Here is a 15,023-nt window from a genome sequence, read left to right as displayed (position 1 = left end):
GCTCTTCGCGGGCGCTGTGCATGTGGGCTATGCGCAACATACCTGCAAAAATGAAAGACGCCGCAGGGGGGTGCGGCGCCTTCGTTAACTTAGCAAGAGGTTGTTTTTAGGTCAGTTTGTGCAGGGGATCGGCAGTTCGACCACCTCAGCCCCGCGGCGGGTGCGGATCGTGCAAACCTTCTCTTTGGTTACTTCGGCGATGGTCTCTTGCGCCTCGATTCCCAGAAGCGAGCGTTGGTCGACTTCGATGGCCTCGGCCACGGTGTCGTCATTCGTGCCGACGAGGGAAAGGTAGAGTTTGCCGGTCGATTGTGCCTGTGCAAGCGCGGCAACCTGCTGCGGGTTCACGGCAACCGTCACCGTTTTGGCAATCGAGGCTTCCCCCACGACCAACGCATCGGCGCTTTGGTCGATGGCGATTAGCTGAATGGCCGATTCGATCAGCTTGGTGACATCGCCATTGCTGGACTGGTTGCCAACGTTTACGCGGCCCGTCCAATAGATATCCACCCGGTCACCGGGGCGCAGGAAGCCCGAAACGCCGCTGGAAACATCAACTTTAAGTGCAAAGGCCCGCATTCCGCGCGCAAGGCGGGAGGTCAGGCCAGAGTCCTCGCCCGGCTCGGTCACCTTCACGGCCATGATCGCTTCATCTTTCTCGATGTTGCGCAGCACGATGCGTTGTTCTTTTGTGTTTTCAGGGAACAATACGGTTTCCTCGAAGAAGGAACCCTCAGGAATGGCGTTCTCGGGCCACTTCACGGGGCGGACGTCTTCGCGGGTCAGGGGTTGCCCGTATTTCAACGGTTTGTCAGCCACCCAAACGGTCTTGGTTGGCACGACCTGCGCAAGCGCGGCCTGGGCGCGGGCGTTGGCAGCCTGATACTGTGAAATCCGGTCTTTCGCCAGATAAACGGCGCCGCCGGCAAGTGCGACACCTACCAAAAGAACCAATCCGAATACGGCTCGCATGATGTTACCTCTTTGCTATGGAAGCGAGTCTCGGCCCGCTTTGATCTCCTAGGCAGGTTAGCTGCCGAATATGGCGAGAATTGGTCTGCCCGGAGGCGATCCGAAGGAGCTTGCCGTGCCGCGTTTGGGGGGCGCTGTCGTCTTAAGCGGTCAGCTGGACCCGGATGTATTCAACTAGCACATCAAGGCTGTCCGAGAATACGCCTAGCATGAGGATCGCGAGGCCAACCAGTCCGACCGTCAAGACAATCCAATCAACGCTGATGGCGCCATTCTGGTCGCGTGCGAAGTTCGCAAAGAATCTGCTCATTTTTGTTTCCGTTGATTTGGTAGGCGACATTCGGGTCAACAAACAAAAAGGGCTGCCTTCCGGACGAAGCCAGCCCTTTAATGGAAGTGATCTATTGCCCAAACATATTAGGTGTCGTTGTCGGTGCTATCCTCAGTAACCGAAACATCACCAATCGCATCTGCAATTTCACCTGTGAGCGTTTCCGTATTCGTGCCGATTGTGTTGAAAGCAACCACGGCCAAGCCAACGATCGCAGCGGTCAGAACGACCCAGTCAACTGTCACGGCACCGTCTTCGTCTTTGCGGAAGTTTTTGATAAAGTTCATCATGTCATGTCCCTCCAAGGATCACTGAGTAAAAGGTCTTAACCTCGCCGTCCGGTGTGCCTCGTTCTCTCATTTGAGGCTGTCCGACTTGGTATGACCCTATATAGCCGTCGGATTGGGGCGCGAATTTGGCAGCAAACGTGCCTTTTCCAGACTGTCCGCGATTTTCTTGCGGAAACATGTTAACCCTTTGTTTATTGGCGTTTTAATTCTCGTATCGGGTCTTCCGCCTGCGCTTTCCCACCGTCTAACACCGCAATTGCGGCGAAATTGCCATGATCCCCGCCTCAAACGCTGGCCCGATTCCACGATTCGTGAGATATTGCCGCGCAAAGGCGCGTCAGACGCAAGGTAGAGCAGGCATGTATCGCATATTGGCATTCTCGCTGGTCACGGCTCTCATGGCCCCTGCCGCCATGGCAGAAGGGCCGAAACCGTTCCCTGAGTTCTCGGCCAAACGGGTCGGCCCGCCCAAGAAGGGGGCCAAACGCATCACCGTGCAAATCGATCCGGCGGCCCGCGCCGCGGCAGCGGCGGAGGTGGACACAGGCCCCGCGGTCGCCGCGACCCCGAGCGGCGCGATCGCGCCTTTGAACGCCGGGCAGTTCGATTGGTTCTGGGATAAAATCTCTCCCGCGGCTGAGCGGAGCGGGGCAGGGCGATTGGCCCCCGCGATGGCGGCGCTTTCGGGCGGCAAAGTGCCCGCACCGCGCCTGCAACATTTGCAAGATATCGCGCGCAGCAATGGGGCGGACATCTTGCGCGCCACCGTGGGCACCAAGGTCTCTCCGGCGCTCGTGTTGGCGGTGATCAGCGTGGAATCCGCAGGCCGGGCCGATGCGGTGAGCCGGGCGGGGGCGGCTGGCCTGATGCAACTGATGCCCGATACCGCCGCCCGTTTTGGCGTGCGCGACAGTATGATCGCGGCCGAGAATATCTCAGGCGGGGTCAAATACCTCGACTGGCTGATGGGGGAGTTCGACCGCGATCCGATTCTCGTGCTGGCGGGTTATAACGCGGGTGAGGGGTCGGTGCGGAAACATGCGGGCGTGCCGCCTTTTGCTGAGACGCGCGACTATGTGCCCAAGGTGCTGGCGGCGTTCCAAGTGGCGCAGGGGCTTTGCCTGACCCCGCCGGAACTGATCAGCGATGGCTGCGTCTTTGCCGCGATGAACTGAGCGCGACGGGCATGCCCCCGGCGGATGCCGCCGAGGGCTGTTTTCTCAAACGATCGTCGCTTGGGTCGCCGCGCGCAGCTCATCCTCGGTCACGCCATCGGCGCATTCGACGATCTTCAAGCCACCTTCGACCACATCAAGCACACCGAGGTTGGTGATGATCCGGTCGACCACGCCTTTGCCGGTCAGCGGCAGGGTGCATTCTTTCAGCACCTTCGAGTCCCCGGCCTTGTTCTGGTGGTCCATCACGACGATGACCTTGCGGACACCGGCCACGAGGTCCATCGCGCCGCCCATGCCCTTGACGAGCTTGCCGGGGATCATCCAGTTTGCCAGATCGCCGTTCTCGGCCACTTCCATCGCGCCGAGGATCGCCGCTGCGATCTTGCCGCCGCGGATCATGCCAAAAGACATGGCGCTGTCGAAATAGGCGGTGCGGCTCAGCTCGGTAATGGTCTGCTTGCCGGCGTTGATGAGGTCGGGGTCTTCCTCGCCCTCATAAGGGAAGGGGCCCATGCCCAACATGCCGTTTTCCGACTGAAGCGTGATGTCCTTGTCGCCGACATAGTTCGCCACCAGCGTCGGAATACCGATGCCGAGGTTCACATACATGCCGTCTTCGAGTTCCTCTGCGGCGCGTGCCGCCATCTGATCTCTATCCCAAGGCATTAGGCTTCCTCCCGCTTGCGTGTCGTGACCTTTTCGATGCGTTTCTCGTGCTCGCCTTGGATGATGCGATGCACATAGATGCCCGGCAGGTGGATGTGGTCGGGGTCGAGGCTGCCGCGAGGGACGATCTCTTCGACTTCAACGATGCAGACCTTGCCGCACATGGCCGCGGGCGGGTTGAAGTTGCGCGCGGTCTTGCGGAAGACGAGGTTGCCGGTGTCGTCGGCTTTCCATGCCTTCACGATCGACAGATCGGCAAAGATGCCTTCTTCGAGGATGTAATCCTCACCGTGGAACTGCTTCACTTCCTTGCCTTCGGCGATCTGGGTGCCGACGCCGGTCTTGGTGTAGAACCCCGGGATGCCGGCACCGCCAGCGCGCATGCGCTCGGCCAATGTGCCCTGAGGATTGAATTCAAGCTCAAGTTCGCCCGACAGATACTGGCGCATGAATTCGGCATTCTCCCCCACATAGGAGGAGATCATCTTTTTAACCTGCCGCGATTGCAGCAGAATGCCGATGCCGAAGTCATCGACGCCCGCATTGTTCGACGCAAAGGTGAGGTCTTTGGCCCCGTTATCCTTGATCGCCTGCAACAGCAATTCCGGAATGCCGCAAAGGCCAAAGCCCCCGGCGGCGATCAGCATGCCATCCGACAGAACGCCTTCCAGCGCCTCGGCGGCGGATCCATAGATTTTGTTCACGGGCGACCTCCCTACAGTTTCGCTGCGCCATATGTGACCCTGCGTCGGGGCAGTGTCAATTACGTGGTGCTACGCAGGAAAGGCCGCCCGGAAGGTCAGATGATGCGCACCTGCGTGCCCACGGGGCAGAGGCCGAAAAGCTCTTCGATCTTCTCGTTATAAAGCCCGATGCAACCGTCCGAGGACCGCCGCCCGATCTTGCGCGTGTCATGGGTGCCGTGGATGATATAGGCGGGCCAGCTAAGATACATCGCATGGGTGCCAAGCGGGTTGTCCGGGCCCGGCGGCATGTATTTGTAATGCGGGAAACGCTCCATCATCGAGGCGGTCGGGGTCCAGTCGGGACCGACTTTCTTGCGCACGATCTCGGTGTAGCCGCGTTTGGTCAGTTCCTCGGTGGCGGGCACGGAGGTAGGATAGACCTTGTAGATCTGGCCGTCCGCGCTCCAGTAATGCAGCGCGCGGCTGGTGGTGTCGGCGACGATGGCGCCTTTGCCAAGGCTGTCGAAGTGATCCTGCCAACGTTGGGTGGCAAAGCTCGACGTGTTGCGCGATACCGGAGGTTCGGCGGAATATTCGCGGGGCGCTTGGCCGGGTTCCTGCGCGCGCAGGATCTGCGGCGTCATCAGCGCCGCGCCGCTTGCGGCGATCAGCCCGCGCCGGGTGAATTTCATGCCTGACATTGATCTGCCTTTCATAGTGGTCTTGCCGCCGCCCCTGATCCGAAAATCGAAGGGGAATGGCAAATCACATATTCATGATGCTGGATATAAAGGCAGGCCACAGGCGGAACCGCGCCGATCCCCCGGCGCGGTTGCTGTGCCTAGGCGCGGCTTAAGCGCTGTCGGCTTTTTTCGCGGTTGTTTTCTTGGCCGCGGGTTTCTTTGTCGCTGTCTTTGCCGGGGCCTTTTTGGTGGCCGTCTTTTTCGCCGCGGGCTTCTTGGCTGCCGTCTTCTTGGCCGGTGCCTTCTTCGTCGCCGCTTTGCGTTTGGCGGGGGATTTGGCGAGCTTCTCTTCGATCAGCTCGACCGCGCGCTCCATGGTCAGGTCCGCCGGTTCGATCTCTTTCGGGATCGTGGCGTTCACCTTTTCCCATTTCACATAAGGCCCGTATTTGCCCTCCATGACGTTGACCGCGCCGCCCATATCCGGGTGCTCACCCATCTCACGGATCGGTTTCGCGGCCTTGCCCCGGCCACCGCGGCTGGCGACTTTCTCGGCCAACAACTGCACCGCGCGGTTCATGCCGACGGTCCAAACCTCATCGATACCTTCGAGATTGGCATTGGTGCCGCCCCGATGCGAGGTGCTTTCGGCGTGCTTGATGTAAGGCCCATAGCGCCCGATGTTGGCCCAGACCATGACGCCATCCTCGGGGTGGGGGCCGATCTCACGCGGGAGCGACAGGAGCATCACGCCCTGTTCCAGCGTCAGATCCTCGGGCACCCAATCCTTGGGGATCGACTGGCGCGGGGGTTTCTTGTTCTCTTCCGTCACCGGGCCGCGCTGGACGTAAGGCCCGAAGCGGCCCTTGAAAACGCGAATTTCGTCACCCTGATCTTCGCCCAGAAGCTTACCGTCGGGCGGAATGGCCGAGGCTTCGGCCTCCGGGTCTGGCGGGCCGAAGGGGCGGGTGTAGCGGCATTCGGGGTAGTTCGAGCAGCCGATAAAAGCACCGCCCGAGCGCGCGGTACGCATGGACAGGCGGCCAATCTCGCAATTGGGGCAGAGCCGCGGGTCGCTGCCGTCTTCGGTGGGCGGGAAGAGATGCGGCTCCAGCACCTCGTTAATCTTTTCCAGCACCTCGGTGATGCGCAGCTCGGATGTCTCGGCGATGGCCGCCGAGAAATCGCGCCAGAAGCGGCGCAGCACTTCCTTATAGGCGGCATCCCCGGCGCTGACCTTGTCGAGTTGATCCTCCAGATCGGCGGTGAAGTCATAGCCGATGTAGCGGCGGAAATAATTCTCAAGGAAGGCGGTCACCAGACGGCCCTTGTCCTCGGGGATCAGGCGGTTGCCATCCTTGCGAACATATTCGCGGTCCTGAATCGTGGTGACGATGCTGGCATAGGTCGAGGGGCGGCCGATGCCGAGCTCTTCCATCTTCTTGACCAGCGTCGCCTCGGTGTAGCGCGGCGGGGGCTGGGTGAAATGTTGCTCGGGCGTGACGCTGCGCTTGTCCATCGCGTCGCCTTGGCTGATCTGGGGCAGGCGTTTGTCGTCCTCGTCGACGACATCGTCGCGGCCTTCCTCGTAGACCTTCAGGAAGCCATCAAACAACACGACCTGACCATTGGCACGCAGACCCACCTGCGCGTCATCGCTGCCGATCTCCACGGTGGTGCGCTCAAGACGCGCGCTTTCCATCTGGCATGCCAGCGTGCGTTTCCAGATCAGGTCATAGAGTTTCGCCTGATCGGCGTCGAGCTTCAGCGCCTTGGCGTCCTTGGTCATATCCGTCGGGCGGATACATTCGTGGGCTTCCTGCGCGTTCTTGGCCTTGTTCTTGTAAATGCGCGGCTCTTTCGGCACGTAATCGGCGCCGAAACGGTCCTTGATCGCATCGCGCGCCATCGAGACGGCCTCTGGCGCCATGTCGATACCGTCGGTCCGCATGTAGGTGATGTGCCCGGCCTCATAGAGGCGCTGCGCGGTCGACATGGTTTGGCGCGCGCCCATCGAAAACTTGCGGCTGGCCTCCTGTTGCAGGGTCGAGGTCATGAAGGGGGCCGAAGGGTTGCGGCTCGCCGGTTTCGCCTCGACATTCATCACCTTCAGCGCCCGGCTGGTGATCGCCTGTACCGCCATTTCGGCCTGCGTGGCGTCTGCGAGATCGAACCGCTCCAGCTTCTTGCCGGCGAGCGAGACGAGACGGGCTTCGAATTCCTGACCGCGCGGCGTGGCGAGCAGCGCCCTTACCGACCAATACTCACGGGCGCGGAAAGCCTCGATCTCCATCTCGCGCTCGACGATGAGGCGCAGGGTGACCGATTGCACGCGGCCCGCAGACTTGGCGCCCGGCAGCTTGCGCCAGAGCACGGGCGAGAGGTTGAACCCCACCAGATAGTCCAGCGCCCGGCGGGCGAGATAGGCCTCAACCAGCGGCATGTCGACCTGACGCGGGTTCTGCATCGCCTCGGTCACCGCCTTCTGGGTGATCTGGTTGAAGACGACCCGGCTGACGGGGGTGTCTTTCTTGATCGATTTGCGTTTGGTCAGCGCTTCTTGCAGGTGCCAGCTGATCGCCTCACCCTCGCGGTCGGGGTCAGTCGCGAGGATCAATGCGTTGTCTTGGGCCAGCGCATCGGCGATGGCTTTGACGTGTTTCTTGCTGTCGCTGGCGACCTCCCATTTCATGTCGAAATCGGCGTCGGTATCCACCGAGCCGTCTTTTGGCGGCAGGTCGCGGACGTGGCCGTAAGAGGCGAGAACGGTGTAATCGTCGCCCAGATATTTGTTGATCGTTTTGGCCTTGGCTGGGGATTCGACGACGACGACGGGCATAAATACAGGCACCTTAGATCAAAAACGGGGGCGGCTTTGCGCTGTCTCATGTGGGATTGCAGGGGTGTTTGTCAATGCAGCTGCTGCGTAACACGGGTTTGCGGCGCAGCGGTTTCGCAGGCCGGATGGGCCATTTCGGCGGCATCGACCCTCGGCATTCGAGGCTTGCTTGGCCCGACCAACTGCCCCCCGGTTGGTCCCCGGTTTCGCGGCGCTGAGACCGGGCCGCGCTCCTTCGCGGCGTCAGGCGGAGCGGCTGAGCAGCCCGCCGGGTTGGCGCTGAATTTCCCCCTCCATCTCAAGATCGAGGAGCGCGGGGGCGACATCGCTGCTGGGCACTTGCAGGTCGCGGATCAATTGATCCTCCGCAACCGGCGCATGGCCGAGACGAGAGAGGATCTGCGCATGGAGCTTCGCGACAGGGCTTTGGTTTCGCGGCGGCGTTTCCGGGCGCGGGGCCGCGGGGGGCTTGCTGCGGGGTAGCGGGGGCTGAGTTTTCTCATCCGGCAAAACCTCCAACACATCCGCGGCAGAGCGCACCAGCACCGCGCCGTCGCGGATCAGCATGTTACAGCCTGCCGCGCGGGCGTCCATCGGGTGGCCGGGGACCGCCAGCACGTCGCGCCCTTGATCCAGCGCATCGCGCGCGGTGATCAAACTGCCTGAGCGGGCCGCCGCCTCAACCACCACCGTTGCACGGCTCAGGCCCGAGATGATGCGATTGCGGCGGGGGAAGTGCCGGGCCATCGGTTGCAGCCCCATCGGTTGCTCTGACAAGCGCAGCCCCAGCGCGGCGATCTGGCCCGCTAGCGCGGTGTTCTCATTAGGGTATATAATGTCGACCCCGCCCGCCTGCACGGCGATGGTGCCGCGGGGCAATGCGGCCTCATGCGCCGCCGCGTCGATGCCCCGAGCAAGGCCGGAGACGACGACAAAGCCAGCTTCGCCCAGTTCGGCGGCGAGGTTGCGGGCCATGCGCAGCCCAAGCGAAGAAGCGTTTCGCGCGCCCACGAGGGAGATCATCGGACGGCCCAGCAATGCCGGGTCGCCGATCAGCCATAGGAAGGGCGGCGCATCGGGCAGGTCGCTGAGCAGGCGCGGGTAGGGTGTCTCCCCCTCAGCCAGTAGCCGGGCCCCGGCGCGGCGGGCGGCGTTGAGTTCCGCCTGAACCACCCCTTCGGGGCAGATGCGGTAGTCTGATATCCCGGCGGCATGCGCGACTTCCGGCAGCGCCTTCAGCGCCTCTTGGGCAGAGCCATGTTCATCCAGCAGGCGCCGATAGGTCGAAATACCCACGCGGCGAGAGCGCAACAGACGAAGCCGGGCAAACTGTTCATCTTCCTGGGTGGGTGGGAGTGGGGGGTGAGTGGAAGAAGGATGTAGGTCCTTGTCAGTCATCCCGAAACTCCGTCCGTTGCAGAATCAGGTATAGGATTTAGTGCTTAACAACCTATGAACATTTCCCCGCGTATTTGATTCAACCCCAGCGTGCCGTCAGGTCGCAGCGCCGCCGACAGTCAGCCCGCCGATCATCAAAGTGGGCTGGCCCACACCCACCGGCACCCATTGCCCCTGTTTGCCACAGTTGCCCATGCCGGGGTCTAGCGTCGGGTCATTGCCGATGGCGCGGATCTTTTGCAAGGCCGTGGCCCCATCGCCGATCAAGGTCGCTCCTTTGACCGGCGCGCCGATCTTGCCGTTCTGCACGCGGTAGGCCTCAGTGCAGGAGAAGACGAATTTACCATTGGTGATATCGACCTGCCCGCCGCCGAAACCCACGGCATAGATCCCGTCCTTGAGGTCGGCCACGATATCGCCCGGTGCCGCGTCGCCGCCCAGCATATAGGTGTTGGTCATGCGCGGCATCGGGATATGCGCATAGGATTGCCGCCTCCCGTTGCCCGTTGAGGCGCTGCCCATCAGCCGCCCATTCTGACGGTCCTGCATATAGCCGACCAGCTTACCATCTTCGATCAGCACATTGCGCGCCGAGGGGGTGCCCTCGTCATCGACAGAGATCGAGCCGCGCCGGTCGGGGATCGTGCCGTCATCCAGCACGGTCACGCCCTTGGCTGCGATCTGTTGGCCCATCAGCCCGGCGAAGGCGCTGGAGCCCTTGCGGTTGAAATCGCCCTCAAGCCCGTGACCGATGGCTTCGTGGAGCAGGATGCCGGGCCAGCCGGGGCCAAGCACCACGTCCATCACGCCCGCGGGCGCGGGGACGGCTTCAAGGTTCACGCAGGCGATGCGCAGGGCTTCGCGGACCTTGGCCTGCCAGTCTTCGGGGGCGAGCATACCGTCGAGCCCGATCCGCCCGCCGCCGCCGACACCGCCGCTCTCGCGACGGCCATCCTGCTCGACAATGACCGAGACATTGACCCGCGTCATCGGGCGGACGTCACGCACCGAATGTCCTTCGGGGCGAAGAATCTCGACCTCCTGAATGCTGGCGGCGATCGTGGCGCTCACCTGTACCACGCGGGAATCGAGGCTTCGGGCATAGGCGTCGATCTCGCGCAGGGTATCGACCTTGACCGGGAAGGCGTGGCCCGCGATCGGGTCTTCGTCCGTATAGAGACGCGTGTTGCTGGCCTGAGGCGCATCCGCCCAAGTGCCGCCGCCATCGCCCACCGCCAGCCGCGCCGTTTCCGCCGCGCGGCGCAGGGCGGCCTCGCTCAGCTCGGTCGAATGGGCGTAGCCTGCCACCTCACCGCGCACGGCGCGCAGGCCAAAGCCCTCGGCGGCATCATAGCTGGCGGTTTTGAGGCGTCCGTCGTCGAAAACCAGCGCCTCAGAGCGGCGCCGTTCGAGGAATAATTCGCCGTCATCGGCACCGGCCACGGCCTCGCGCAGCACGCTCAGAGCGGTTTCTCGGTCCAGATCGGCCTCGAAGGGGGTGAAATGCGCGCGGCTCATCGGGGGTATCCTTGCTTGCTGTCACAAAACTGTCTCGCGCGGCTCTATGACGCAAGCATGTGACTTTATCTTGTAGGCAGAATATGATTGTAAGCACCCAGGATTACAACGGCACCGGATCGCAGCAGCGGTTTGGGGTGCTTATCGGCTTCTTAATGGTCACAAGATCAGGACGACATATGAAACATCTACTCCCCCTTTCCGGTCTTTTGACCAGCCTTGCCGCCCTGCCTGCATTGGCACAGGACAGCCTGCGCATTGACGGGCTTGATGTCATCGGCAGACCTGTTGACGGCGAGACAGGCTTTCAACCCGCCGTTACCGAATTGGCGCGGGATATCCATGATTTGGATCACCTGATTCTGGTGATCATCGCCGCGATCACCGTCTTCGTGACCGGCCTGATCATCTGGGTCATGATCCGCTACAACAAAAAGCGGAACCCGAACCCCTCGTCCTTTACCCACCACACCCCGATCGAAATCGCCTGGACGATCGGGCCGATTCTCATCCTTGTGCTGATCGGTGCCTATTCGCTGCCGATCCTGTTCCGCCAGCAGGAAATCCCCGAAGCGGACATCACGATCAAGGCCATCGGCAACCAGTGGTACTGGACCTATGAATATGTCGACGAAGAGATCGCCTTTGACAGCTACATGATCGGCGCTCCGGCGACGCTGGGCGACGGTGATGAGGACGTGACTCCCTTCGTGCTGGATGACGCGATGGTCGGCAAGCTCGAAGACGAAGGCTACAGCCGCGACGACTTCCTGCTGGCCACCGACACTTCGGTCGTCATCCCCGTCGGCAAGACCATCGTCGTGCAGGTCACCGCCAGCGACGTGATCCACTCTTGGACCATCCCCGCCTTCGGCGTGAAACAGGATGGCGTGCCGGGTCGTCTGGCCGAATTGTGGTTCACCGCCGAGCAGGAAGGCGTCTACTACGGCCAGTGTTCCGAGCTTTGCGGTCAGGCGCACGCCTATATGCCGATCACCGTCAAAGTGGTTTCGGAAGAGGCCTATGCGGAATGGCTTGGCAACGCCAAGGCGGAATATGCCGGCATCGAACAGCCGCTGACCGTCGCCTCTAAGTAAGCCAGTGCCACGGGGCAGGGCACAGGCCCGTGCCCCGTGTTTACCCTTGGAAGGTTCGGGATGACTGACATCACCAATACGCCAACAAGTGAATACGACGCGCAGCTGGGGGATTACTTCGCCCTGCTGAAACCGCGCGTCATGTCGTTGGTCGTCTTCACGGCCTTCGTGGGGCTGTTGGCCGCGCCGGTTTCGGTCAATCCCGTCATCGGCTTTTGCGCGATCCTGTTCATCGCCATCGGCGGCGGTGCCTCGGGCGCGCTGAACATGTGGTGGGACGCCGATATCGATGCGGTGATGCGCCGCACGCGCGGGCGCCCGATCCCCTCGGGCCGGGTCCAACCCGGTGAGGCGCTGACGCTTGGCGTCGCGCTCTCGGGTCTGTCGGTGATGATGCTGGCGCTGGCGACCAACCTGCTGGCGGGGGGGATGCTGCTTTTTACCATCCTCTTCTACGCCGTCTTCTATACCATGTGGCTCAAACGGCTGACGCCGCAGAACATCGTCATCGGCGGTGCCGCGGGGGCCTTCCCGCCGGTGATTGGCTGGGTCGCCGCCACTGGCAGCTTCTCGGTAGAGGCATGGCTGATGTTCGCGCTGATCTTCATGTGGACCCCGCCGCATTTCTGGGCGCTGGCGCTCTTCATGCGCTCGGACTACGACGATGCCAAGGTGCCGATGCTGACCGTGACCCATGGCCGTCCGGCCACGCGCCTGCATATCTTCGTCTACACCGTCCTTCTGGCTGCACTGGCCATCGGCACGGCCTTCACTGCCATCGGCGGCATCTTCTACTTCGCCGTGGCGCTGGTGCTGAACGCGGCTTTCCTCTTGGGGGCCTACCGTATCTGGAAGCGGGATGAGGTCATGGCCGAGGGTGACGACTATGCCGAAGAGCGCAAGTTCTTCCGCCTGTCGCTGGCCTATCTCTTCTTGCACTTCGGCGCGATCCTGGGCGAAGCGGCCCTGCGCACCTTTGGCTTGGGAGGCTGGTAATGGGCATCCGACCCGAGCATGAGCTGCACAATCGCCGCCGCGGCCGCAACATCGGCGTGGGCCTGATGCTGGGCGCTTTCGTGGTGCTGATCATGGCGCTGACCTACGTCAAGATCACCCAGACCGATTTCGAACTCCCCCCGGAGCAACGCGAGGTGACACAGTAATGGCGCTTTCCGGTCCTCAGAAAACAGTGATGCAAACCGTCGGCGTGGTGGTGCTCATGGGCGGGCTCGCCTGGGCGTCGGTGCCGTTTTACGACTGGTTCTGCCGCGTCACCGGCTTTGGCGGCACGCCGGGGCAGGTCTCTGCCGCCAGCGCCGACGTGCTGGATAAGACGGTCAAGGTCCGTTTCGACGGCTCCCTGAACGACGGTATGCCGTGGGAATTCAAACCCGTGGTCCGCGAAATGGAGATCCGCATCGGCGAGACCGGGTTGGCCTTTTACGAGGCGTACAACCCGACCGACAAACCGGTGGCGGGGCAGGCGAGCTATAACGTCACCCCGTATACCGCCGGGGCCTTCTTCGAGAAGATCGACTGCTTTTGCTTTACCGAACAGGTGCTGGCCCCAGGCGAGCGCGTGCAGATGCCGGTAAGCTTTTTCGTCGACCCGGAAATGGTCGAAGACCGTGATGGGAAGTTTGTACATACCATCACTCTGTCCTATACATTCTACGAAATTGACCTGCCCGAGGGCTATGCCGCCCTTGATCAGGACAGCGCCACAACAACCAATTAACGACCTGATTGAACAAAGGTGAGGGACCCGCAACCATGGCCCATGCAAAAAACCACGACTACCATATTCTCCCCCCCTCGACCTGGCCGCTGCTGGGGTCGGTAGGCGGATTTGTCATGCTGGCGGGCGCTGTCCTGTGGATGCACGGGATGACCCCCTTCGTCTTCTTGGGCGGTCTGGTGGCCACCCTCTACGTCATGTTCGGATGGTGGGCCGAAGTGGTCTCCGAAAGCGAAGTGGGCGATCACACCGGCGTGGTGCGCATCGGCCTGCGCTATGGTTTCATCCTCTTCATCATGTCCGAAGTCATGTTCTTCGTCGCGTGGTTCTGGTCCTTCTTCAAACAGGCCCTTTATCCGATGTATGAATATGTCGGCACGGAATACGTCCAGCCCGACATTCACGCGGTCGACGCCTTCCACCTGCCGCTGATCAACACGCTGGTTCTGCTGCTGTCGGGCTGTGCCGTGACATGGGCGCACCATGCGCTGGCCCATGAAAACAACCGCAAAGACCTGATCTCGGGCCTGACCATCGCGGTGATCCTCGGCGTGCTCTTCACTGCGCTGCAGGCTTACGAATACTATGAACTGCTGGTCCATGACGATTGGACATTCGGCGGCGACATGTATTTCTCCAGCTTCTTCATGGCGACCGGCTTCCACGGTTTCCACGTGATCATCGGCACGATCTTCCTCTTCGTTTGCCTGCTGCGCGCCATGCGCGGCCACTTCACCCCCGAACGCCATGTCGGCTTCGAGGCGGCAGCGTGGTACTGGCACTTCGTTGACGTGGTCTGGCTGTTCCTCTTCTTCGCCGTCTACATGTGGGGCCAGCCCTGAACATAGGGCGGGGTTGCATCCGCGCCCCACACCCGTAAAACCCAAACGCGCGAAGCCCTCTTCGCGCGTTTGTCGTTTCAGCCAGAGAGATTCGAATGCGGCGCAGCCTGTTCTTCATCATCGTCGGCCTTGGCGGGGCAGCCATCCTCGTCGCACTCGGGGTCTGGCAGGTGCAGCGGCTGGCGTGGAAAGAGGCGATCATCGCCGACATCAACAACCGCATCGCCGCCACGCCCGTCGCCTTGCCCGCCGATCCTGACCCGGAAGCCGACGCCTATCTGCCCGTCACCGTCAGCGGAGAGATCGGGGGGCAGGCGCTGCATGTACTGGTCAGCCAAAAGCAGAAAGGGGCGGGCTACCGCGTCATCGCGCCTATGGCGCTGGAAGGCGGGCGGCGCGTGCTCATCGACCTCGGCTTTACCGCCACATCGAACAAAGACGCCATCGCCCCCGCAGGCACCGCCACTCTGACCGGCAACCTGCAATGGCCTCAGGAGGTCGACAGTTTCACACCCGAGGCCGACACGGATCGCAACATCTGGTTCGCCCGCGATGTTGAGGTCATGGCCGAAACCCTCGACACCGAACCGCTTTTGATCGTCATGCGCGAAGGCGCCGGGCCGGACCCAAAGATCACCCCGCTGCCCGTCGATACCGCCCGCATCCCCAACGATCACTTGCAATATGCGATCACCTGGTTTTCCCTCGCCGCCATCTGGCTGGCGATGACCGTCCTTTTCCTGCGCCGCCGCCGCGCCCCTGCAACGCCGAAAGTCGACTGACCC

16 protein-coding genes are annotated in these 15,023 nt (G+C 62.0%); 7 read left to right on the top strand and 9 right to left on the bottom strand.

The window, feature by feature from the left end; translation table 11 throughout:
- Positions 1–111: 111 nt before the first annotated feature.
- The 3 genes from cpaB to ACGYK4_RS01985 all read right to left on the bottom strand — a co-directional run bounded on the left by cpaB (position 112) and on the right by ACGYK4_RS01985 (position 1,593).
- Positions 112–972 (bottom strand): Flp pilus assembly protein CpaB, encoded by an 861-nt coding sequence (gene cpaB / locus ACGYK4_RS01995; protein ID WP_394431496.1) that lies wholly within the window; start codon positions 970–972, stop codon positions 112–114.
- 142 nt (positions 973–1,114) lie between these two features.
- Entirely contained in the window at positions 1,115–1,282 is a 168-nt protein-coding gene (locus ACGYK4_RS01990) for a hypothetical protein (RefSeq protein WP_394431498.1), read from the bottom strand.
- 107 nt (positions 1,283–1,389) lie between these two features.
- Positions 1,390–1,593 (bottom strand): Flp family type IVb pilin, encoded by a 204-nt coding sequence (locus tag ACGYK4_RS01985; RefSeq protein ID WP_394431500.1) that lies wholly within the window; start codon positions 1,591–1,593, stop codon positions 1,390–1,392.
- 359 nt (positions 1,594–1,952) lie between these two features.
- Between ACGYK4_RS01985 and ACGYK4_RS01980 the strand changes: the two genes are divergently transcribed.
- A complete protein-coding gene (locus ACGYK4_RS01980) occupies positions 1,953–2,768 on the top strand; it encodes a lytic transglycosylase domain-containing protein (protein WP_394454886.1) in 816 nt (271 codons plus the stop codon).
- Between the two features lie 45 nt (positions 2,769–2,813).
- On the opposite strand, the gene ACGYK4_RS01975 is transcribed toward ACGYK4_RS01980, so the two are convergent.
- The 6 genes from ACGYK4_RS01975 to tldD all read right to left on the bottom strand — a co-directional run bounded on the left by ACGYK4_RS01975 (position 2,814) and on the right by tldD (position 10,561).
- Positions 2,814–3,437, bottom strand: a complete 624-nt coding sequence (locus tag ACGYK4_RS01975; RefSeq protein WP_067267257.1) for a CoA transferase subunit B — start codon at positions 3,435–3,437, stop codon at positions 2,814–2,816.
- Positions 3,437–4,141, bottom strand: coding sequence for a CoA transferase subunit A (locus tag ACGYK4_RS01970; protein WP_394431505.1), 705 nt, complete (start codon positions 4,139–4,141; stop codon positions 3,437–3,439). The genes ACGYK4_RS01975 and ACGYK4_RS01970 overlap by 1 nt, the downstream gene beginning before the upstream one ends.
- A 95-nt stretch (positions 4,142–4,236) precedes the next feature.
- Positions 4,237–4,824, bottom strand: a complete 588-nt coding sequence (locus ACGYK4_RS01965) for a L,D-transpeptidase (RefSeq protein ID WP_394454884.1) — start codon at positions 4,822–4,824, stop codon at positions 4,237–4,239.
- 151 nt (positions 4,825–4,975) lie between these two features.
- The gene (gene topA, locus ACGYK4_RS01960) at positions 4,976–7,645 is read right to left on the bottom strand and encodes a type I DNA topoisomerase (RefSeq protein ID WP_394454882.1); all 2,670 of its coding nucleotides are present in this window, start codon (positions 7,643–7,645) and stop codon (positions 4,976–4,978) included.
- 243 nt (positions 7,646–7,888) lie between these two features.
- Positions 7,889–9,043, bottom strand: coding sequence for a DNA-processing protein DprA (gene dprA / locus ACGYK4_RS01955; RefSeq protein ID WP_394454881.1), 1,155 nt, complete (start codon positions 9,041–9,043; stop codon positions 7,889–7,891).
- A 96-nt stretch (positions 9,044–9,139) separates the two neighbouring features.
- Positions 9,140–10,561 (bottom strand): metalloprotease TldD, encoded by a 1,422-nt coding sequence (gene tldD, locus ACGYK4_RS01950; protein ID WP_394411254.1) that lies wholly within the window; start codon positions 10,559–10,561, stop codon positions 9,140–9,142.
- Between the two features lie 179 nt (positions 10,562–10,740).
- Between tldD and coxB the strand changes: the two genes are divergently transcribed.
- The 6 genes from coxB (at position 10,741) to ACGYK4_RS01920 (ending at position 15,020) form a co-directional block, all read left to right on the top strand.
- Positions 10,741–11,658: a cytochrome c oxidase subunit II gene (gene coxB, locus ACGYK4_RS01945; RefSeq protein ID WP_394454880.1), complete on the top strand. Its 918-nt coding sequence runs from the start codon at positions 10,741–10,743 to the stop codon at positions 11,656–11,658.
- Positions 11,659–11,718: 60 nt separating this feature from the next.
- A complete protein-coding gene (cyoE, locus tag ACGYK4_RS01940) occupies positions 11,719–12,654 on the top strand; it encodes a heme o synthase (RefSeq protein ID WP_067267787.1) in 936 nt (311 codons plus the stop codon).
- A complete protein-coding gene (locus tag ACGYK4_RS01935) occupies positions 12,654–12,821 on the top strand; it encodes a cytochrome C oxidase assembly protein (protein ID WP_271688021.1) in 168 nt (55 codons plus the stop codon). Before cyoE ends, ACGYK4_RS01935 begins: the two co-directional genes overlap by 1 nt.
- Positions 12,821–13,396, top strand: coding sequence for a cytochrome c oxidase assembly protein (locus ACGYK4_RS01930; protein ID WP_394410158.1), 576 nt, complete (start codon positions 12,821–12,823; stop codon positions 13,394–13,396). Before ACGYK4_RS01935 ends, ACGYK4_RS01930 begins: the two co-directional genes overlap by 1 nt.
- Positions 13,397–13,431: 35 nt before the next feature.
- Positions 13,432–14,238 (top strand): cytochrome c oxidase subunit 3, encoded by an 807-nt coding sequence (locus ACGYK4_RS01925; protein ID WP_271688018.1) that lies wholly within the window; start codon positions 13,432–13,434, stop codon positions 14,236–14,238.
- A gap of 95 nt (positions 14,239–14,333) precedes the next feature.
- Positions 14,334–15,020 (top strand): SURF1 family protein, encoded by a 687-nt coding sequence (locus ACGYK4_RS01920; protein ID WP_394416709.1) that lies wholly within the window; start codon positions 14,334–14,336, stop codon positions 15,018–15,020.
- Positions 15,021–15,023 lie beyond the last annotated feature (3 nt).

Source organism: Sulfitobacter sp. 1A13368 (genome assembly GCF_043557275.1).
Lineage (GTDB): Bacteria > Pseudomonadota > Alphaproteobacteria > Rhodobacterales > Rhodobacteraceae > Sulfitobacter > Sulfitobacter faviae.
This window is presented reverse-complemented; position numbering and strand designations above follow the sequence as displayed.